Below are 16,860 nucleotides of genomic sequence, written 5' to 3'. Positions count from 1 at the left end.
AAACGAACCCTCGGGAAAGATGGTACCACGCTTCTCCATGGGCTGGGTGCACGTGGGCCTCAGAAACCAGGGTCGTTGACGTTCGTCGTGGGGCGCTTCCCCGTCGGGCCCGAGGCCTTTCCCGAGGCCGATCCCGAAGGCCCATGCGTCACGGGATTGGCGCTGCGTGGCGCGACAGGAGCCTGCGTCGTCGTGGCCGTGGGCGTAGCGCTCGGAGGCGTCGCGGGGAGCGAAGTTTCGCGTGGTGTCGGGAGAGCTTCGGCCACCGGCGCGCTCGGGACAGGCGCGGGCGTCGCGGGATCTGCGTCGCGCTTGCCGGCGAGGGCGACCACGGCGAGGCCCGCGAGCAGACCCGTCGCGACGACGGCGGCGGCGAGCGCGGGTCCACGTTTGGGCGAGGAGGCAGGCTGCGCCGCGTCGGCGCTCGTGGGCGGGCGCAACGAAGGCAAGGCGCGCGGGCGCTCTATCGCGACCTCACCCGGACCGATCCTCGCGAGCGCATCTTCGAGCGCCGTCGCGAGCGCGTCGGCGTCGGCGAACCTGTCCGCGGGGTTCTTCTGCAGGCACCTCGTCACGATGTTGCGAACGACCTCGGGCACCGACACATCGAGCGACGCGGCAGGCGATTCGGCGATCTTCGTCATGAGCGCCTGGTAGTTTGGCGCGACGAACGGATGTTTGCCCGCGAGCATCTCGTGCAGCACGACGCCCAGCGACCACACGTCGGTGCGGTGATCGACGTCGAGCTCGCCGAGGGCCTGCTCGGGGCTCATGTACGCGGGGGTGCCGAAGGGCACGCCGTTCATCGTGGCGAGGGTCTCGTCGGCTTGTTGCTGCTTGCTGATGCCGAAGTCGAGCAGCTTCGGAACGAGGCCGCCGCGCATTCCACGGGAGAGGAAGATGTTCTCGGGCTTGATGTCGCGATGCACGATGCCGGCGACGTGCGCGGCGGCGAGGCCTCGCGCGATCTCGGCCGCGATCGCGACGGCCTCGGCGGGGCGGAGCGCGCCTTGCTCCTCGATGCGCGCGGCGAGCGACTGGCCTTCGAGCAGCTCCATCGCGAGGTAGAGCCCGCCGCCGGGGGCGACCTCGCCGAAGTCCGCGACGTCGACGACGTTTGGATGGCGGAGGCGGCCGATGGCCTGCGCTTCACGGAGGAAACGCGCGCGCGCCTCGGGGCCGGCGCGGAGGGGGAGGCTCGCGAACTTGAGGGCGAAGTCACGCCCGAGCAGCTCGTGCCGGCCGGCCCAGACCGTACCCATCGCGCCTCGCCCGATGGGGCGCAGGAGTCGGTAACGTCCGGCGACGAGGTCTCCTTCGTTCACGTGGGGATCGGCAAGTTCGGCAGGCGTGTGGGGTCGGGCGGGAGCCCTGGTCGACGAGCTTATCACTCCCCCTGGTAAGTGCCGAACACAGCCCTTCCGGAACTGGAGACTTGAGGTGTGGCCTGTCCAACCTGAACGACGACGGAGAGGAAGGCCGCGGGCTTGAGGCCTTCGTCGGGGCCGCTTTCGTTCGTGATGTAGGACAGGCCGATGCCGGCCAGGAAGCCGAAGGAGGTGGTATTGCCGCCGTCGCCGAGGACCGGGATGGTCGGGGCGACCCCGAGGTAGCCGAGCAGGCCCACGCGACCGTCGCCGAGCTGCTGGATGGAGCCGCCGAGCTGGCCGGCGACGGGGAAGGCGCGGCGGCGGACGGGGTCGTAGCTGTCGACGGCGAGGGCGACGCCGACGGCGCTGAGGACGCTACGCGTGACGAGGGGTCGTTCGAGCCAGGGGGCGCGCGTGATCTGGAGCGTGGCCAGCATGGCCGGGATCGTGAGGTAGGCGCGGAGGCAGCTCCCGGCGGCTTCGAGGGTCTCGAAGTTCGACTCGCCGCAGAGCGGGACGGAGTGGATGGTGGCCGAGCCGATGAGCCTGCGCGCCGCCTCGGGCGTGGCCTCGCCGCCCGAGCGCAAGGATGCCGCGACGCGCGACGCGTCGGAGACGAGGACGACCTTTCCGTCGGTGTTCAAAGGATCGCTGTAGACCGCGAGCCGGAGGCGCGAGTCGCCGTCGAAGTTCTCCGAGAGGGGCGGGAGCTGGAACTCGGCGGAGTTCGGCGTGACGATCCACTTGTGGTCGGTGAGCAGCTCGATAGGCGCGCCGTTCGAGGTGCGATCGGTGCGCGTGAGCGAGACGTAGAGCGCGAGCGGGGCGACGAGGCGTCCCTTGGTCGAGCCGGAGAGGCGGACGCGACAAACGCCTTGTCGGAGCGGCTCGGGCGCGATGACGAGCGACATGTGCGCGAGCGGCTGCGGCCCGGGGCCCGCGGGCGCCGTGGCCTTCATCGGGAGCGACGGACGCGGCGGCCCCATCGGCGAAGTCCTCGGCGCGACAGGCGAGGTTTTTGGCGCAGGGTTTTTACTTGTGGCCTGGACCTGGGGTTTGTCCCCGGGCTTCGGGGCCGTGCGCGGCGTGAGGCCCGAGGCTTCGGGCTCGCGGGGCGCGGTTTTTGGCGCGGCGTCGGGCGGAGGCGCGGCGGCGGCCTGCAACGGCCTCACGCCCGGCGGGGGCGCGGACGGGCTCGAGGGCGGCGCGGACGGCAGACCCGAGGACCTACGCATCGCGGGGCCGCAGTCGACCTTGAGATCCTCGAGCTGCGGATCGGGGAAGAGCATGCGCGCCGGGTTCGACTCGACGAGGTTTTCGAGCGGCGGGACCGACACGCGGTAGGTCGCGTTGACGACGGTGCCGGCGGCGGTGTTGTCGAGGTTGAACGCGGTCACCCGGAGCCAGCCGCCGCTCGGGAAGATGCGCAGCACCTTGCCGTCGGCCTTGCCGCAGCCGCCCGAGGCGACCTCGAAGACGGGCACGGTGAAGGTGCGCTGGAAGGGCTGCACGCGGGCGTTGCCGCAGCTGTCGACGATGGCGATGTAGCGGAAGTCGGCCATCTCGGACTGCTTCGGCCACTGCATGCCGAGCAGGACCTCGGCCGAGTCGGGCAGGGGCGGGACGGGCATGTCGTCGCGGCAGAGCGGGGCCTTTTCGACCTTGCGCGGGCCGGCTTTGTCGTTCGGCCCGATGGGCGGGTAGGCGCAGACGTGGCGGTAGTCCCGGCGGCCGAGGAGGACAGGGTCGAAGTCGAGCGTGCGTTTCCCCTGCTCGTCGAGGCGTCCCCAGATCGTGAGCGGCAAGGGGAGCGTCGGCGTCTGCAGCTTGATCGAGCGGAGCATGTCGTCGCCGATGCGGCTCTGTCCGGCCTCGCCGAGCGTGGTCGAGCATTGCCCCGTGGAGCAGAGCCACGGGCCGCCGCGGCGCGCGGTCTCGATCGGGACGGGGTCGGTGTCGCGGACGCTCATGAAGACCCGGCTCGCCTCGGGGAAGATCTCGGGCGCGGTGCCGGGCGTGGCGCCGCCGTTCACCGTCGCCGGGCCGCGCACGATCTGCAGGCTGCCGCTGAAATCCGCGGGCATCGGGGCCGAGCCCGAGGCCGGCGTGTTCACGCGCGTGGTCGTCGGCTCGGCCGTGTCCGTATCGTCGTCGCTGGTCGTGTCGGCGTCTTCGTCCTGCGCGGCGACGGGGCCCGCGAGCGAGAGCGAGAGCGATGCTGCGACGCCGAAGAGCGCGAGGAAGCGGAAGCACGCGGCGCGGGCGCGCGGGGCGCTTTCGTCGGGGACGCGAGGGGAGGCGAGGGGGGCTTGTCGCATGGGGTTCATCGCTCGGGTGGAGGCGGGGCGAAGGTCAGGGCGCTTCGACGATGCTGATCGGATCGGAGGCGCAGTCGGGGCTCGAGAGGAGCCGCGGCGTGACGTGGAGGCGAACCTGGCCGGGGGATTTCGGCGTGGCAGGGATGACCGTCGCGGGGGTCGGCTCCTTGTCGAGCGTCACGCTGGCCTGATCGATGGTGAGGAGCTGATCGTCGTCGACGCGGAGATCGACGGGCATGGCGAGCCGGACGCGGTTCACGTCGAAGGCGCTGACCTCGAAGAGATCGACCTCTTCGCCGGTGCCGGTGCCGGTGCCGACGACGCTCTGCAGCGCGCGGACGCGGAGCAGGCGCGGCTCCGGATCGACGAGGACCTTCGGGCCGGGATCGATCTGCTTCTGGCCCGAGGTGACCGCGAAGTCGGCCTCGCCGCCGATGTCGCTGAAGCAGAGGAAGAAGCGCTCGCTCTCGCCGGTCGATCCGAGCAGCACGCGCAGGCGCGTCTTGCGATCGGCGCAATCGGACGAGGTGGAGAGGGCGGCCTCGCTGAAGAGGGATTCGACGATGACGGGCGCGTTCTCCACGACGCCGGGCGCGTTCGAGGGCGGTGTGGCCCGGACGAACGCCTCGCGGGAGCGGATGGCGCCGGGCCGCCACTTGGAGCCCAGATCATCGGGCAGCGGGCCGACGGTGCACTTGAGCGCGAGGAAGGTCGGAAGGACGCGGGCGCCGTCGAGCGACTCGTCGAGGCCGGCGACGAGCATCGTGAAGTTCGTGGCGGAGTCCGGCAGGCCGGCCGGCAGGATCGTGATGGGCTCTTCCTTCGTTTGTTCGGCCCAGCTCACGAGGATCGACGCGCTGCCGGACCAGTCGCTCTGCGAAGAAACCATGAAGCGCGCGTAGCCCTCGCTCGACGCGGTGCATCGAAACGCGCCCTCGACCTCGTGGCAGGAGGGGTCGGTTTCGTCCGGGTAGGGCCCGAGGACGAGGGCTTCCGGCGGGTCGACGCGTACCGTGACGAACCCGCCGTACGCTGGCGCGCCGCCCTCCGCGAGGAACAAGGTGACGCCGGTCTCGGAGGGTTGTTGACGCGGCAGGACGGGCTTTCCGGCTTCGTCGAGTGTGTCCGCCGCGAAGAGGGAGCCCGCGACGTGGACGCGGATGTCGACCTGCCCGTTCGGGGCCAGCGGATACCCCGGCTCGATGCAGGCCGAAAACGCGAGCGGGACGAGGAAGGAAGCGCCGAACGCCGCACGCAGCATGCGGCCAGGCCGACGAGATGCGGAAGAGCGAGGAGGCGAGCTCACTTTTGGTAGATTTCGGTGTACTCGTTGCCGAGCGGGTGGCGGTGCCAGGCGTAAGCGGACTGCGGGAAGCCGTTCTCGTCCGTGTAATCGCATTGCCCGAGCTCCCACTCGGTGTGCCAGATGCTGGCGCCGGTCCTGGGATCGACCGACATGGAGTGCGCCGTCACGTCCTCTTCTTCGGGCTCGCCGCCGTGCGAGAGCCGGGCGCTCGGGTCGACGTATTGCTCGAGCACGTCGATCGGCACCCGCGCGACACGGCCGCCGGGCAGGGGGATCAAGAAGACCAAATCCTTGTGCGTGTCTCCCATACGGCTCCTGACAACGTCGCGGCAGGGGCGTTCCCATCCCACCGCCGGCCGATGAGCATACCGGAAGTCCCTCCCACTTGCGCTGGTCCACCGCGTTGAGGTTCAGGCGGTCCCCCCCACGACCCGAACCGCAACGCGTTGAGGTTCCGATGGTCCCCCCCACGACCTGAACCGCAACGCGTTGAGGTTCAGGCGGTCCCCCCCACGACCTGAACCGCAACGCGTTGAGGTCCCGGCGGTCCCCCCACTATGCCGTTGACCTCGAAGGGCGAATGGTGGCCCGATACAGAGTGGCGGCACGGAGCCGCGCAGGGACGGGGCCTACGTGTGACGGGCGCGGAGAGCAGCGGGACGGACCCTCGAATCGGTACGCTTGCCGCCGGGAAATACAAGGTCCTGCGTCTGATCGGGCGCGGCGGGATGGGCAGCGTCTACGAGGCGCAGAACGTCGCGATCGGCAAGCGCGTCGCCCTCAAGTTCCTCCGCACGCCGGCAGGCGCGGATGCCTCGGTACGGGCGCGCTTCCACAGGGAGGCGCGCGCGGTGTCGGCGATCGAGAGCGCGCACATCGTGCAGATCTTCGACACGGGGGAGACGGAGGCCGGAGAGCCGTTCCTCGTGATGGAGCTCTTGCAAGGCGAGGATCTCGCGACGCGGCTCCGGCGCCTCGGGCGCATGAGCGTGCCGCAAGCGGTGGCGATCGCGGCCCAGGCGCTGCGCGGGCTTCGGCGCGCGCACGCGGCGGGCGTGGTGCATCGTGATCTGAAGCCGCAGAACGTGTTCCTCGTCGACGCCGATGACGGGAAGACGCTGGTCAAGATCGTCGATTTCGGGCTGTCGAAGGTGCTCGGCAGCGAGGCGGAGCTCGTGGCGGCGTCGAACCTGTCCGCGCAGGATCCGCTGACGCGGGTCGGGACGCCGGTGGGGACGCCGTTTTACATGTCGCCCGAGCAGATCGAGGCGCAGGACGACATCGATCCGCGCACGGACATCTGGTCGATGGGCGCGATCCTGTACGAGGCTCTCGCCGGCGCGCCGCCGTTCTCCGAGCCGACGTTCGCGCGGCTCGTCATCGCGATCTGTCATCGGGATGCGCCGGAGCTCGGGACGCTCGTGCCCGGGCTGCCCGAGGCGATCCGGCACGTGGTGCAGCGCGCCATGGCGCGGGATCGCGGCGCGAGGTTTGCGACGGCCGAGGCGTTTCTCACGGCGCTGCTCGAGGCCGTGCCGGATCTCGAGCGCTCGCAAGGGCCCGGGTCACGGACCACGGACCCAACGCCGCCGCGCCCGCCGATGCCGACCTCGGGCGCGGATACGCCGATGAACGTTCGGCCGGGACCGACCGCGCCGGGAGACGTCGAGGCGTCCCACGAGAAGAGCGACAGCGGCGCGGAGGCACCGGGCGCGGAGCTACGCACGTACACCGTGGGAGGTGCAACGTTGTGGCTCAGCGCGTCACCCGCGTTCTCGCTCTGGCGAGGCGAGGTGAACGCGCCGGATCGGCTGCGCGTGGAGACGCGGGACGGCGGCTTGTTCGAGCTCAGGCTTTCGCCGGTGGGCGTGCTCCGGCTCGGTCGCGTCGAGCGGGTGGGCGACGAGCGGAACGAGCTCGTGTATCCGGACGTGGCTTCGCGCCTCGCCGCGACGTTGCGGCACGACGGCGTGCGCTGGTGGCTCCGGCGGCGCACCGAGTGCAGCGTGCCCGTGCAGGTCGGCGCGCATTCGCTCGCGCGAGGCGAAGAGGCGGCGCTCGTGCACGGGACGTTCGTGCAGGTCGGAGGCATGCGGGCGACGGTGGTGGATCGGCGCTACGTGACGCCGACCGTGCCCGCGGGGACCGTGGACGCGACGACGGGTCTGCTCGGGCGCGCGGGGCTCGAGCAGGAGATCGCGTCGTTCCTGCAGCGCAAGCGCAGCGGCGCGCTCCTGCTCGTGAAGGCGCAGCCGTCGGCGGTGCGCGCGGGCGGCGCGGAGTATCCGCCGGGCGCGATCGCGGCGGTGGCGATCCATCGGGCGTCGCCGAGTGTCGCGGTGGGGCTCGTCGAGGAGTTGGCCGTGGCGCTCGTGACCGGCGAGGCCGCGGAGGTCGCGGAGAAGGGGCGCGCGGCGGCCGCGTCGGCGCGCGCGGCGGCGGAGGGGCGATCGTTCACCTGCGGGTACTGGACGCTGTCCGGCGACGGGAGCGACGCGGGCCGCGAGCTCGAGCTCGCGCTGCACGCGATGACCGCGTTCTCGGAGACGTCGGGGCAAGCGGTCGCGGCGCTGCGGTCGAGCGTGCCGGGCGCGCGGGTGTCGAGCGTGCAGGAGGTCCTCGGCGCGTCGATCGACACGAAGCGTACGACGCTGCTCTTCGCGATCGAGGAGCAGAAGGCGCTCGAAGCGGTGGGTCCGCACGTGATCGCGGCGCTGGAGAAGGAGCTCGCGGCCGTGGCGGCGACGCATGCGGGGCAAGCCGCGCTCGTCGCGCCGATGGCGCCGGGCGTGGTGGCGGCGTGCGTGACACGGAAGGTCGACGCGGTCGCGCTTGGCAGCGCGGTGCAGTGCGACTGGCACGCGCGGCCGCCGATCCTCGACGGCAAGGTGGAGCTGCCGCGGACGCTGTCGTGGGAGGTCTTGCACGGCGACGTGCAGACGCGGGCGCAGGAGCTCGCGCGCGAGTGCGCCGATCCGCACGGGGTGCTCTCGGCGCTCAGCGGCGGACTCCCGTATCCGATCTCGGGGCGGGTGCACGCGGCGATCGCCGCGTCGAGCGCGATCGAGCGCGTGAAGATGCTCTTCGACGTGCTCGAAGGCACCTGGCGGTTCATCGCGACCGTGCTGCTCTCGGCGTACTTCGCGCGGCGTCCGGCCGAAGGCTCGGGCGAGGCCGCGCCGGGGTTCGACGCGATGGTCGAGCTCTACAAGCGTCACGGGAGCCGCGACGGCTTCGCGCTCGGGACGTGGCGGGAGATCGCGCGGGCCGCGGCGAAGGGGTTTGAAGGGCGCGACGATCCGATCGGCGCGCTCGTGCGTGACGTGCTCGGCGTCCGGCTCTCGCAGAACCAGACGTTCGAGACGCTCTCGAACCTGATGCAGGTCGAGCGCAACAGCTTCGCGCACGGTCACTACAACGAGGCCCGCGCGGCGGCCGATCTGCCCGAGTTCGAGCAGATGACGCGCACGCTCCTGCGGGCGCTCCGGCCGCTTTGCGCGTGGACGCTCGTCACGGTCGAGAAGACGGAGCCGGATCTCTACGGCGATCTGCAGACCGTCGAGTTCATCGACCACACGGGCGCGTTCAACACGGGGACGCGGCGGCGGCTCGGGCTGAACAGCCCCATGCGGCTCGCGAACGTGACGTACCTGGCGCGCTGGCGCGAGGGGCTCGTGCTGCCGCTCGAACCGTTCTTGCGGCGCGTGGCGCACGAGGACAAGTTCGACGTGTACTGGATGGAGCACCTGCCGCGCGCCGGGACGTGCGTCATGAGCTCGGTGGTCGGCGGCCCCTCCATCAAGGTGCCGGGCGACGTACGAAGGCTCCCGCCCCTCTTGCGGATCGTGATGGAACGAGCTTCCTGAGGAGCGCGGGGCAAGACGAGGACGAGGTAGGGATGCGGCTTCACGCGAATGTGTCGATCTGGCAGAGGGAGCACGACGGGACCTACGTGGCCGAGCTGAACGGTTACAAGCTCAAGCTGACGTGGAAACCCGAGGCCCCGGGAGAGCGGCGCGGCTTCAGTTGGGAGGCCGAACAAGAGGGCAAGGAGCCGATCAAATCGGACGAGCTCCACGAGGAGGCCGAGATCGCGATGGCGCAAGCCGAGGCTTTTGCGCAGGGGAAGCTCCCCTCGTAGCCGCGCGGCTCGCCGCCCTCGCGGCGGGTCGTGGTAGCCTCGTTAGCGCATGAGCGCCAAAGCGCCGCGGGATCACGCGCCGGGGGAGCTGCTCGACGGCCGGTTCTTGCTCCTCGAGCGGCTCGGTCGTGGCGGATTCGGCGACGTCTGGCGAGCCGAGGAACTCTTGCCGGACGGGGTGCCGCTGCGCACGGTCGCGCTGAAGCTCCTGCAGCGGACGGCGTACGACGCCGCCCACTGGGCCGAGGAAGCGAAGCTGCTCGCCTCGTTCCGGCACCCCTCCCTCGTGACGATCTACGCCGCGGGCCTGCTCCGCGCGCCCGAAGCGGTCCCGTTCGTCGCGATGGAGCTGCTCGAGGGGAAAAACCTCGCGGAGGTGCTGCTCCAGCGAAAACGCGTGCCCTGGCGGCGCGTGCTCGGCTGGGCGCGCGCGACGGCGGCGGCGCTCGACGTGATCCACGTGCGCGGCGTGGTGCACCTGGATCTCAAGCCGGCGAACCTGTTCGTCTCGAACGACGGCGCGCTCAAGGTGCTCGACTTCGGCATCTCGCGGCGGGCCGGCTCGAAGGCGCCCGAGATCACGCCACCCGCGTTCGCCGGCGGGGACGTGGCGGGGCTCGAGACGGCGGCGTTCGTCGCGGCGCAGGACGAGCGATCGTCCCAACCGACCCGCGCGCAGAGCTCGGGGCGCGCCGTCGTGGGCACGCCGGGGTACATGGCGCCCGAGATCCTCGAGCTCGCCGAGCCCACGCCCGCGGCCGACGCATATGCCCTGGCGGCGACCATCGTAAAACTCGCGACGGGGCGCATGCCGTACGAGGACGTCGCGGACGAGCCGATGGAGCTCGAAGGCGCCGCCGCGATGAGCGCGTGGTGGTCGGATCTGCGCGACGCGACGCTTCGCGGCCGCCTGCGTGATCTCGCGGCCGATCCGGCCGGTCTTCCGCGTGGGCTCGTAGCGCTGCTCGTGCGCCTCCTGTCCGTGGATCCGCTGCAACGAGGGGTCACGCCGGGCAAGCTCGCGGCGCTGTTCGACGCGACCTGGGAGCGGCCGTACGGCGTGATGGATCCGCCCTACACCGGGCTTTCGGCGCTGCCGAAGGAGGCCGAGGGACAGCTCTTCGGGCGCGACGACGACGTCGCGCGGCTCGGCCGTGAGCTCGCGTTCGAGCCGGTCGTGGTGCTGTACGGGCCACGCGGGGCAGGAAAGTCTTCCCTCGCGTCCGCCGGCCTCGTCCCGCACCTCGCGCGCGCCGCGGTGGACGGCAAGGACGACTGGATCGCGGTGGCCATTCGTCCCGGGGAGGATCCGGATCACGCGCTCGACGTGGCGCTCGGCGGCGTCGACGCGGCGCTCGTGGGCGCGTCGTCCGCGGAGATCGCGCGCCACGCAGCGAGCTCGTCCGTCGGGATCGTCCTGCTCGTCGATCCGCTCGAAGACGCGCTCTCCGCGCCGGAAGGCACGAACACGCGGCTCGCGCGGCTCCTCGCGGACCTCGCGGAGGGCGGCGAGCGGACAGGCCTGCGCGTGCTCGCGACGCTCGGCGAAAAACACGTCGCGAACCTCGCGGATCCCGCGGCGCCCTTCGCGTCCCTGCGCGCCGCGCTCCGCTTCGTGGGGCCGCCGCCGGCCGCGGCCGTGCACGACATCGTGACGGGGCCGGCGCGGCTCGCGGGCGTGCGGATGAGCGGCGCCGACGCGATCGTCGCCGACGTGCAGCGTGAGCTTCGCGGCGCGGACGATCGGTTGCCCCTCGTCGCGCTCACGCTCGCCGCGTTCTGGGACAAACGCGTGCTCTCCGCGGAGACGTGGCGCGCGCTCGGCGGGCTCGTCGGCGCGCTCGCCAAGCACACCGAGAAGCTTCTGGCCTCGATCGACGACGCTTCGCGGGAGATCGCGATCGAAGCCGTGCTGCGCCTCTCCACGACCGATCACAAGCCCATCCGCTGGGACGAGGACGAGCTCGTGTCGGTCCTCGGCGAGGACACGGCGCTCGTGCGACGCGTGATCACGCGCCTCGAACGCGAGGGCCTCCTCCGGCGGCGCGACGGTCGCGTCGAGCTCTCGCACCCCTCGATCGCCGCGCTCCCGCGGATCGAGCAGGTCCGCAGCCGCGAGGCCGAGCGGCTCGTCTTGCTCGAACGGCTCCGCGACGCGGCGATCGCCTGGGATCGGGCGGCTTACCACCCGGACTTCCTGCTCACGGGCTGGCTCTTCGAGGAAGTCGAGCGCAAGCCCACCTGGACGCGCGGCTTGCTCACCACGCTCGAACGCCAGCTCGTCGCGAGGAGCCGGCGCCTCGCGCGGCGGCGAACGATGCTGAAGGGCGCGTCGATCGCGCTTTTGCTCGCGCTCCTCGCCTCCGCCGTCGTGGGGAAACGCGCGATCGATGAACGCCAAGCACACGCCGAACGGGCACGCGTCGAGGCTGAAGAGCGCGCCTACATCGCCGAAGTCCTGTTCCGATCGCGCCGCGTCGACGACCCGTACCATCGTGCTGCCTGGATCGCGGAGGCGATCGAGTTCGGCGCGGAGGATCCGGCGCTGCCGCTCGATCTGCTCCGCGCGGCCATGGGCCTGCCACGCGCGCAGTTCCTCACGCTCGAACCCTCGACGAACCCCGCGTTCCCCTGGGATGATCGATGGCTCGTCGCCACGCAGGGCCAGACGCGCCTCGTCGTCGTCGATCTCCGCTTCGACCCCTTCTACCAGGCCACGCCGCCCGACAGCGCCGAGCCGGCCGCGGCCGCCGAGCTGCATCCGCGCGCGCTCGTCGTGCGCCCGCACGATGCTCCGTTCGTGGAGCGTGTCCCGCTCCCCTTCGACACCGCGCTCGCGACGCGCAGTGTCACCGGCGAAGTGCGCATCTTCCGGCTTCGTCCCGACGGCGAGGTCATGCTCGCGGCCATCGCGCCCCGCCGTTGCACGGGCGCGCTCGAGGTCGCGGACGCGGCGCCCGTGCTCGCGTGCGCCTCGGAGAACGGCCTTCTCCGCTGGGATCTCCGCCGCGCGGGCGAGGTCGACACGCACCCGTTCCAGGGCATCGTGCTCGACGTCTCGCCGGACGGCTCCCTCGTCGCGGCCGCCTCCGGATCGAAGCTCGTGATCTGGCGACCGGCCGTGGGCAGCATCCTCGAGGTCAAGCCGACGAGCGCGGTCGTCCTCGCGCGTTTTGGCCCGCGCGAGCCCTTGCTCGCCCTCGCCGAGCATGGCGCCTTCGAGATCGTCGATCCCGCGCGGCCGGAGACTCCGCTCTTCCGCGGCCCCAGCGTCGAGGCGCCCTCGTTCCTGCGCTGGGACGAAGGCGGCCTCGATCTCGCGGTCTGCGGTACCGACCCCACCGGCACCGACAAGTCGATCGTCGGCCGCTTCCACTACCTCCGCCTCGGCGGCCGCGCGCCCGGCGACGCTCTGCCCAAAGGCGCGCCTTGCTCGCCCGCGCCTCGCTCCAGGCGCCCCGCGCCCATCATCTCGCCCGACGAGGTCCCCGCGTTCGCGCGTGTCCCCATCGGCCCGCGGGATCTCCTCGGCGGCCATCGCCTGGAGAACGGCCATGTCGTGACGGGCGACCTCGTCCTCCTCTCCGGCGCGACGGGCGCGGTCGACTCGCTCGTCCGCTTTCGCGCCGAAGGCGGCCCTGCGCCCTCGCCGACGAGCTCGGTGCGCGCCGTGGTGCGCGAGAGCAACGATGTCGTCGCGTTCCAGGTCGACGACGAGGTCCGCTTTTATCGCGTCGCCGACGGCAAGCGCGAGCTCGGCCGCAAGGGCAACCTGCTCCGCCGTTGCCAGGACGGCCGCGTCGCCGCGTGGGAGCGCGAGGGCGAGGCCTGGCACGTGTTCGACGCCCGCAGCGGCGCCAGCATCGGAAAGATCCCGCGCGAGCCCGGCCTCGTCCTCGCCGTCGACAGCACTTGCCGCACGCTTTACACGCAGCGGCTCGACGGCGCGATCGTGGCGACGCCTCTCGACGGCGCGGCCTCTGCGCCCCGCGTGATCGCCTCGGCGGACGGCCACGTGTACGACGTGCGCCCGAGCGCGGCGCGTGACGGGATGGGCGCGGGCCTCTGGATCGCGGTGAGCTCCGGCGCGCTTGCGCGGATCGACGAGGCGACGTCGGAGGTTCGGGTCCTCGGGTATGCGAGCCCGCGCGCGACGGCGCTTGGTGATGGTCCTGCGCCGGGCGAGCTCGTCTATGCTGACGACACGGGGGTCGTCGTCCTCCGCGCGCGCGGCCCCGAACGCCTCCTCGAAGCTTCGGGCGCCACCGTTTGGGAGGACGTCTCCGTCGCGCCCGACGGCCGCTCCATGCTCCTCCTCTCGGCGGATCGCGTGGTGGCGCTCGACGTTGCGCGCCGCGAGATCGTGGGCAGCATGCCGCTCCGGGGCCGCACGCGGTTCGTGCCGTGGGATGCGGCGGGATCGGTGCTCGTGTGGTCGTTCGATCGGCCGGGGGGCGTGGAAGGCGAGGTCATCCCCCGGGGTCGGCCGCTCGCGGATGCGGTCGCGCGAACTCTCTCGAACCTGCGCGTCGATCGCGGGCGGCTCGGCCTCCAGCAGTGATCGTAGCCTTACCTACGGCCGCAACCTGCTTGCATCGACCGCATCGCGGTCGATGCACCAACGGTCCAGGGCTGCGCCCTGGTTCGGGTCCAGGGGCGAAGAGCCCCTGGTCGGGTCCGGGGTGAAACCCCGGCGCTACGTCGTGGAGCACCCCTTCAGGACACGCCGAGCAGCTCGACTTCGAAGACGAGCGTCGCGTTCGGCGGGATGAGCCCTGGGAAGCCGCGCTCGCCGTAGGCCAGGTGCCCTGGGATCGTCAGCTTCCGGATCTCGCCCACCTTCATCCCGGCCACGCCCTGGTCCCAGCCCTGGATCACCTGCTTGGCGCCGAGCTTGAACTCGAAGGGCTGGCCTCGATCGCGAGAGCTGTCGAACTTCTTGCCATCCGTGAGCGTGCCCACGTAGTGCACCCGGACCTTGTGTCCGACCTTGGCCTCTTCGCCCTGCCCTTCTTGGAGCTTCTCGATTTGGAGCTCTTCGGTCGCCATGTTGATTCTCCTCTCTCGTAAGTAGGCCGGTATTCGACCGATCGGCGGGGCGCTCGTCAAGCGAATCGAGCGCGTGCTTTGCGAATCGTGGTATCTTTTTCCGACCCTGCTCGATTCCAGGTGCGCGGCGGGCGCGCGAGCGCGGTAACATCGTCGGCATGAGCGATCAGAAGGGTGGACGCATCGCGCTCGTCACGGGCGGCGCGGTGCGTGTGGGGCGGACGATCGTGGAAGCGCTCGTCGATGACGGATACGAAGTCCTCATTCATTATGCGGCGAGTGAGGAGAGCGCACGCGAGGCGCGGGAGCACTTCCTTTCGCGTGGCGCGCGTGTCGAGCTCTGCCGGGCCGATCTCTCCGATCGAACGGGCGTGAGCGCCCTCGCCGCGCGGGCGCGCCGGTTCGGCGCGGGCAAACTCGACCTCCTCGTGCACAACGCTGCCCATTTCGAGCGTGTTCGTCCGGACGAGCTCGATGCGGGCGCCTGGGATCGGGCCATGGCGCTGAACGCGACCGCGCCTTATCTGCTCACGCTCGCGCTCGCGGCGGAGCTCCGGGCGGTGAGCGGGTCCGTCGTGGCGATCGGCTGCGTCAGCGCTGAAAGGCTGTTCAAGCATTACATTCCTTATTCGATCTCGAAGGCGGCGCTCGTCTCGGCCATGCAGGGCCTCTCCCTCGCGCTCGCGCCCGACGTACGCGTGAACGTGGTTTCACCGGGCACGGTCCTCCCGCCTGAAGGCGTCGACGACGAGGTGCGCGAGCGACTGCGCGGGAAGATCCCACTCGGGCGGATCGGCGATCCTGGGGATGTCGCGCGCGCGGTGCTGTTTTTTGCGAAAAACCACTTCGTGACGGGACAGGTGCTCGCCGTGGACGGCGGACGTTCGATTGTTTGAGGGTTCGTCAAGGCTGGATCATACATCGATTTTCCGAATTACCTCACCCAGCGGTTTTTCCGTTCCATGTTAGGTTTCCCCTTCATGAGAACCGATTTCCGCCTCGCCATACCGATGACGCTTTTGCTGGCCGCGTGCGGGGAGGACCCTCCGGTGACCGAGGTCCCCGAGGTGGCCGAGGATCTCTCGTTTCCCGAGGGATTTCTCTTCGGGACCGCGATCGGCGGATTCCAGGCCGAGATGGGGTGCCCGACGCCCGGCCTCGCCGGTTGCGTCGATGACGGATCCGATTGGTATGCGTTCGCCACCTCGCCTGAAACGGTACATTCTACCATGACATACCTGTCCGGCCAGGATCCGGCCGTCGTTGGGCCGGGCTTCTGGGAGCTCCACGAGCAGGATCTCGACCGCGCGCGGGGCGAGCTCCACAATGGCGCATTTCGCTTCAGCATCGAATGGAGTCGCATCTTTCCCGATCCGACCGACGGGATCGAGGGGTATGAGGCATTGCGCGCCGTCGCGAACGAGGCGGCGCTTGCGCATTACCATGCGATGTTGAATGGCCTCCGGGTGCGTGGAATGTCGCCGATCGTGACCCTGAATCACGGTACGCTCCCAGCATGGATTCATGATGCCGTCGGATGCCACCTGAACCTCGCCGCGTGTAAGCCGCGGGGATGGCTCGATCGGGAGCGAACGGTCGAGGAGATCGCCAAGTACGCGGGGTTCGTCGCGCGGGAGTTCGGCGCGGACGTCGATCGCTGGGCCACGCTGGACGAGCCGTTTGCGGTCCTCCTTTCCGGGTATCTCGCGCCGAGCGCCGAGCGCAGCCATCCGCCGGCCGTCGCGCTCGCGTCGGGCGCGGTGAAAGAGGTGTTCGTCGCGCTCGTCGAGGCGCATGCGCGCATGTACGACGCGGTGAAGGAAAGCGACGTGGCCGACGCTGACGGCGACGGAAACCCCTCCGACATCGGCCTCGTCTATGCAATGACCCCCGCGTCCCCGGCCGATCCCACGAGCGAGCTCGACGTGAAGTCGGCCGAGAACATGTTTTATCTGTACAACGTTGCGTACCTCGACGCGGTCGCGAAGGGGGAGCTCGACGAGGAGCTCGCGGGCAAGAGCGCGCGGCGCGCCGATCTCGAGGGCCGCATGGATTGGCTCGGCATCAATTATGACGCGCGCGCCACGGTGCGGGGCATGAGCGGACCCTTCATGCCGGACCTCACGCCGCTTGGCACGTTCGATCCGCTGGAAGTGCGCCGCGGGGAGGTCGATCCAGAGGGCCTTCACGAGATGCTGGCGCTCGCCTACCGCGAATATGGATTGCCCCTCTACGTGACGGGCAACGGGCTCGATCACCCTCTCGACGACGAGGACGCGGGCCCGAGCTTCCTCGTCCGTCACCTCGCCTGGGCGAACCGCGCGATGCAGGAAGGTGTCGATCTGCGCGGCTACTTCTTCTGGAGCCTGGTCGACGATTACGAGTGGAACCAGGGCATGAACCGGCGCTTCGGGCTCTATGCGGTGGACGCATCCGATCCGCAGAAGAACCGCACGCCGCGCAAGACGGCCGAGACCTATGGCATCATCGCCGAGGAGCGCCGGATCCCGCCCGAGCTCCTCGTGGCGTTTCCGGCGCCGCGATGAGGGCCCGGTCACCATCTCCACCGTTCGCAGCAAACGCCCCATCCGGGCCGAGGCGCGTTAAGATGAGGTGTGCTCCACGCCTCGCCCCGCTCTCCCCATCGCGAAGGCACCCTCGTTCAGGGGCGGGGCT

Annotated in this window: 10 protein-coding genes; 5 read left to right on the top strand and 5 right to left on the bottom strand. The window is 70.7% G+C overall.

Annotation, left to right across the window (positions count from 1 at the left end):
* Window positions 1–59: 59 nt before the first annotated feature.
* From KEG57_RS35680 to KEG57_RS35665, 4 genes are all read right to left on the bottom strand, one after another.
* Window positions 60–1,325 carry a serine/threonine-protein kinase gene (locus KEG57_RS35680; RefSeq protein WP_272426639.1) on the bottom strand — a complete coding sequence of 422 codons (1,266 nt, stop codon included), beginning with the start codon at window positions 1,323–1,325 and terminating at the stop codon, window positions 60–62.
* Window positions 1,326–1,387: 62 nt separating this feature from the next.
* Entirely contained in the window at window positions 1,388–3,688 is a 2,301-nt protein-coding gene (locus KEG57_RS35675; RefSeq protein ID WP_272426640.1) for a hypothetical protein, read from the bottom strand.
* Window positions 3,689–3,722: 34 nt separating this feature from the next.
* Window positions 3,723–4,949 (bottom strand): hypothetical protein, encoded by a 1,227-nt coding sequence (locus KEG57_RS35670; protein WP_272426641.1) that lies wholly within the window; start codon window positions 4,947–4,949, stop codon window positions 3,723–3,725.
* A gap of 41 nt (window positions 4,950–4,990) precedes the next feature.
* A complete protein-coding gene (locus KEG57_RS35665; RefSeq protein WP_272459261.1) occupies window positions 4,991–5,302 on the bottom strand; it encodes a hypothetical protein in 312 nt (103 codons plus the stop codon).
* A 327-nt stretch (window positions 5,303–5,629) separates the two neighbouring features.
* Between KEG57_RS35665 and KEG57_RS35660 the strand changes: the two genes are divergently transcribed.
* Genes KEG57_RS35660 through KEG57_RS35650 form a run of 3 tightly spaced genes read left to right on the top strand, consistent with a single transcriptional unit; the run spans window position 5,630 to window position 13,696 of the window.
* Entirely contained in the window at window positions 5,630–8,860 is a 3,231-nt protein-coding gene (locus tag KEG57_RS35660; RefSeq protein ID WP_272459260.1) for a serine/threonine-protein kinase, read from the top strand.
* A 32-nt stretch (window positions 8,861–8,892) separates the two neighbouring features.
* Window positions 8,893–9,135, top strand: coding sequence for a hypothetical protein (locus KEG57_RS35655; protein WP_272426644.1), 243 nt, complete (start codon window positions 8,893–8,895; stop codon window positions 9,133–9,135).
* Window positions 9,136–9,184: 49 nt separating this feature from the next.
* Window positions 9,185–13,696: an nSTAND1 domain-containing NTPase gene (locus KEG57_RS35650; protein ID WP_272426645.1), complete on the top strand. Its 4,512-nt coding sequence runs from the start codon at window positions 9,185–9,187 to the stop codon at window positions 13,694–13,696.
* A 155-nt stretch (window positions 13,697–13,851) separates the two neighbouring features.
* On the opposite strand, the gene KEG57_RS35645 is transcribed toward KEG57_RS35650, so the two are convergent.
* Window positions 13,852–14,184, bottom strand: coding sequence for an FKBP-type peptidyl-prolyl cis-trans isomerase (locus KEG57_RS35645; protein WP_272426646.1), 333 nt, complete (start codon window positions 14,182–14,184; stop codon window positions 13,852–13,854).
* Between the two features lie 158 nt (window positions 14,185–14,342).
* Between KEG57_RS35645 and KEG57_RS35640 the strand changes: the two genes are divergently transcribed.
* A complete protein-coding gene (locus tag KEG57_RS35640; protein WP_272426647.1) occupies window positions 14,343–15,080 on the top strand; it encodes an SDR family oxidoreductase in 738 nt (245 codons plus the stop codon).
* Window positions 15,081–15,164: 84 nt separating this feature from the next.
* Window positions 15,165–16,730, top strand: a complete 1,566-nt coding sequence (locus tag KEG57_RS35635) for a glycoside hydrolase family 1 protein (RefSeq protein WP_272426648.1) — start codon at window positions 15,165–15,167, stop codon at window positions 16,728–16,730.
* Window positions 16,731–16,860 lie beyond the last annotated feature (130 nt).

It is taken from the genome of Polyangium jinanense, assembly GCF_028435365.1.
The sequence above is the reverse complement of the archived record's forward strand: the minus strand, read 5'-3'. Positions and strand labels throughout refer to the sequence as shown.

Bases quoted from the DNA above. Each gene is read 5' to 3' on its own strand.
- KEG57_RS35635 (WP_272426648.1), top strand. From the start codon at position 15,165: ATGAGAACCGATTTCCGCCTCGCCATACCGATGACGCTTTTGCTGGCC.
- KEG57_RS35665 (WP_272459261.1), bottom strand. From the start codon at position 5,302: ATGGGAGACACGCACAAGGATTTGGTCTTCTTGATCCCCCTGCCCGGC.
- KEG57_RS35640 (WP_272426647.1), top strand. From the start codon at position 14,343: ATGAGCGATCAGAAGGGTGGACGCATCGCGCTCGTCACGGGCGGCGCG.
- KEG57_RS35645 (WP_272426646.1), bottom strand. From the start codon at position 14,184: ATGGCGACCGAAGAGCTCCAAATCGAGAAGCTCCAAGAAGGGCAGGGC.
- KEG57_RS35670 (WP_272426641.1), bottom strand. From the start codon at position 4,949: ATGCTGCGTGCGGCGTTCGGCGCTTCCTTCCTCGTCCCGCTCGCGTTT.
- KEG57_RS35675 (WP_272426640.1), bottom strand. From the start codon at position 3,688: ATGCGACAAGCCCCCCTCGCCTCCCCTCGCGTCCCCGACGAAAGCGCC.
- KEG57_RS35650 (WP_272426645.1), top strand. From the start codon at position 9,185: ATGAGCGCCAAAGCGCCGCGGGATCACGCGCCGGGGGAGCTGCTCGAC.
- KEG57_RS35655 (WP_272426644.1), top strand. From the start codon at position 8,893: ATGCGGCTTCACGCGAATGTGTCGATCTGGCAGAGGGAGCACGACGGG.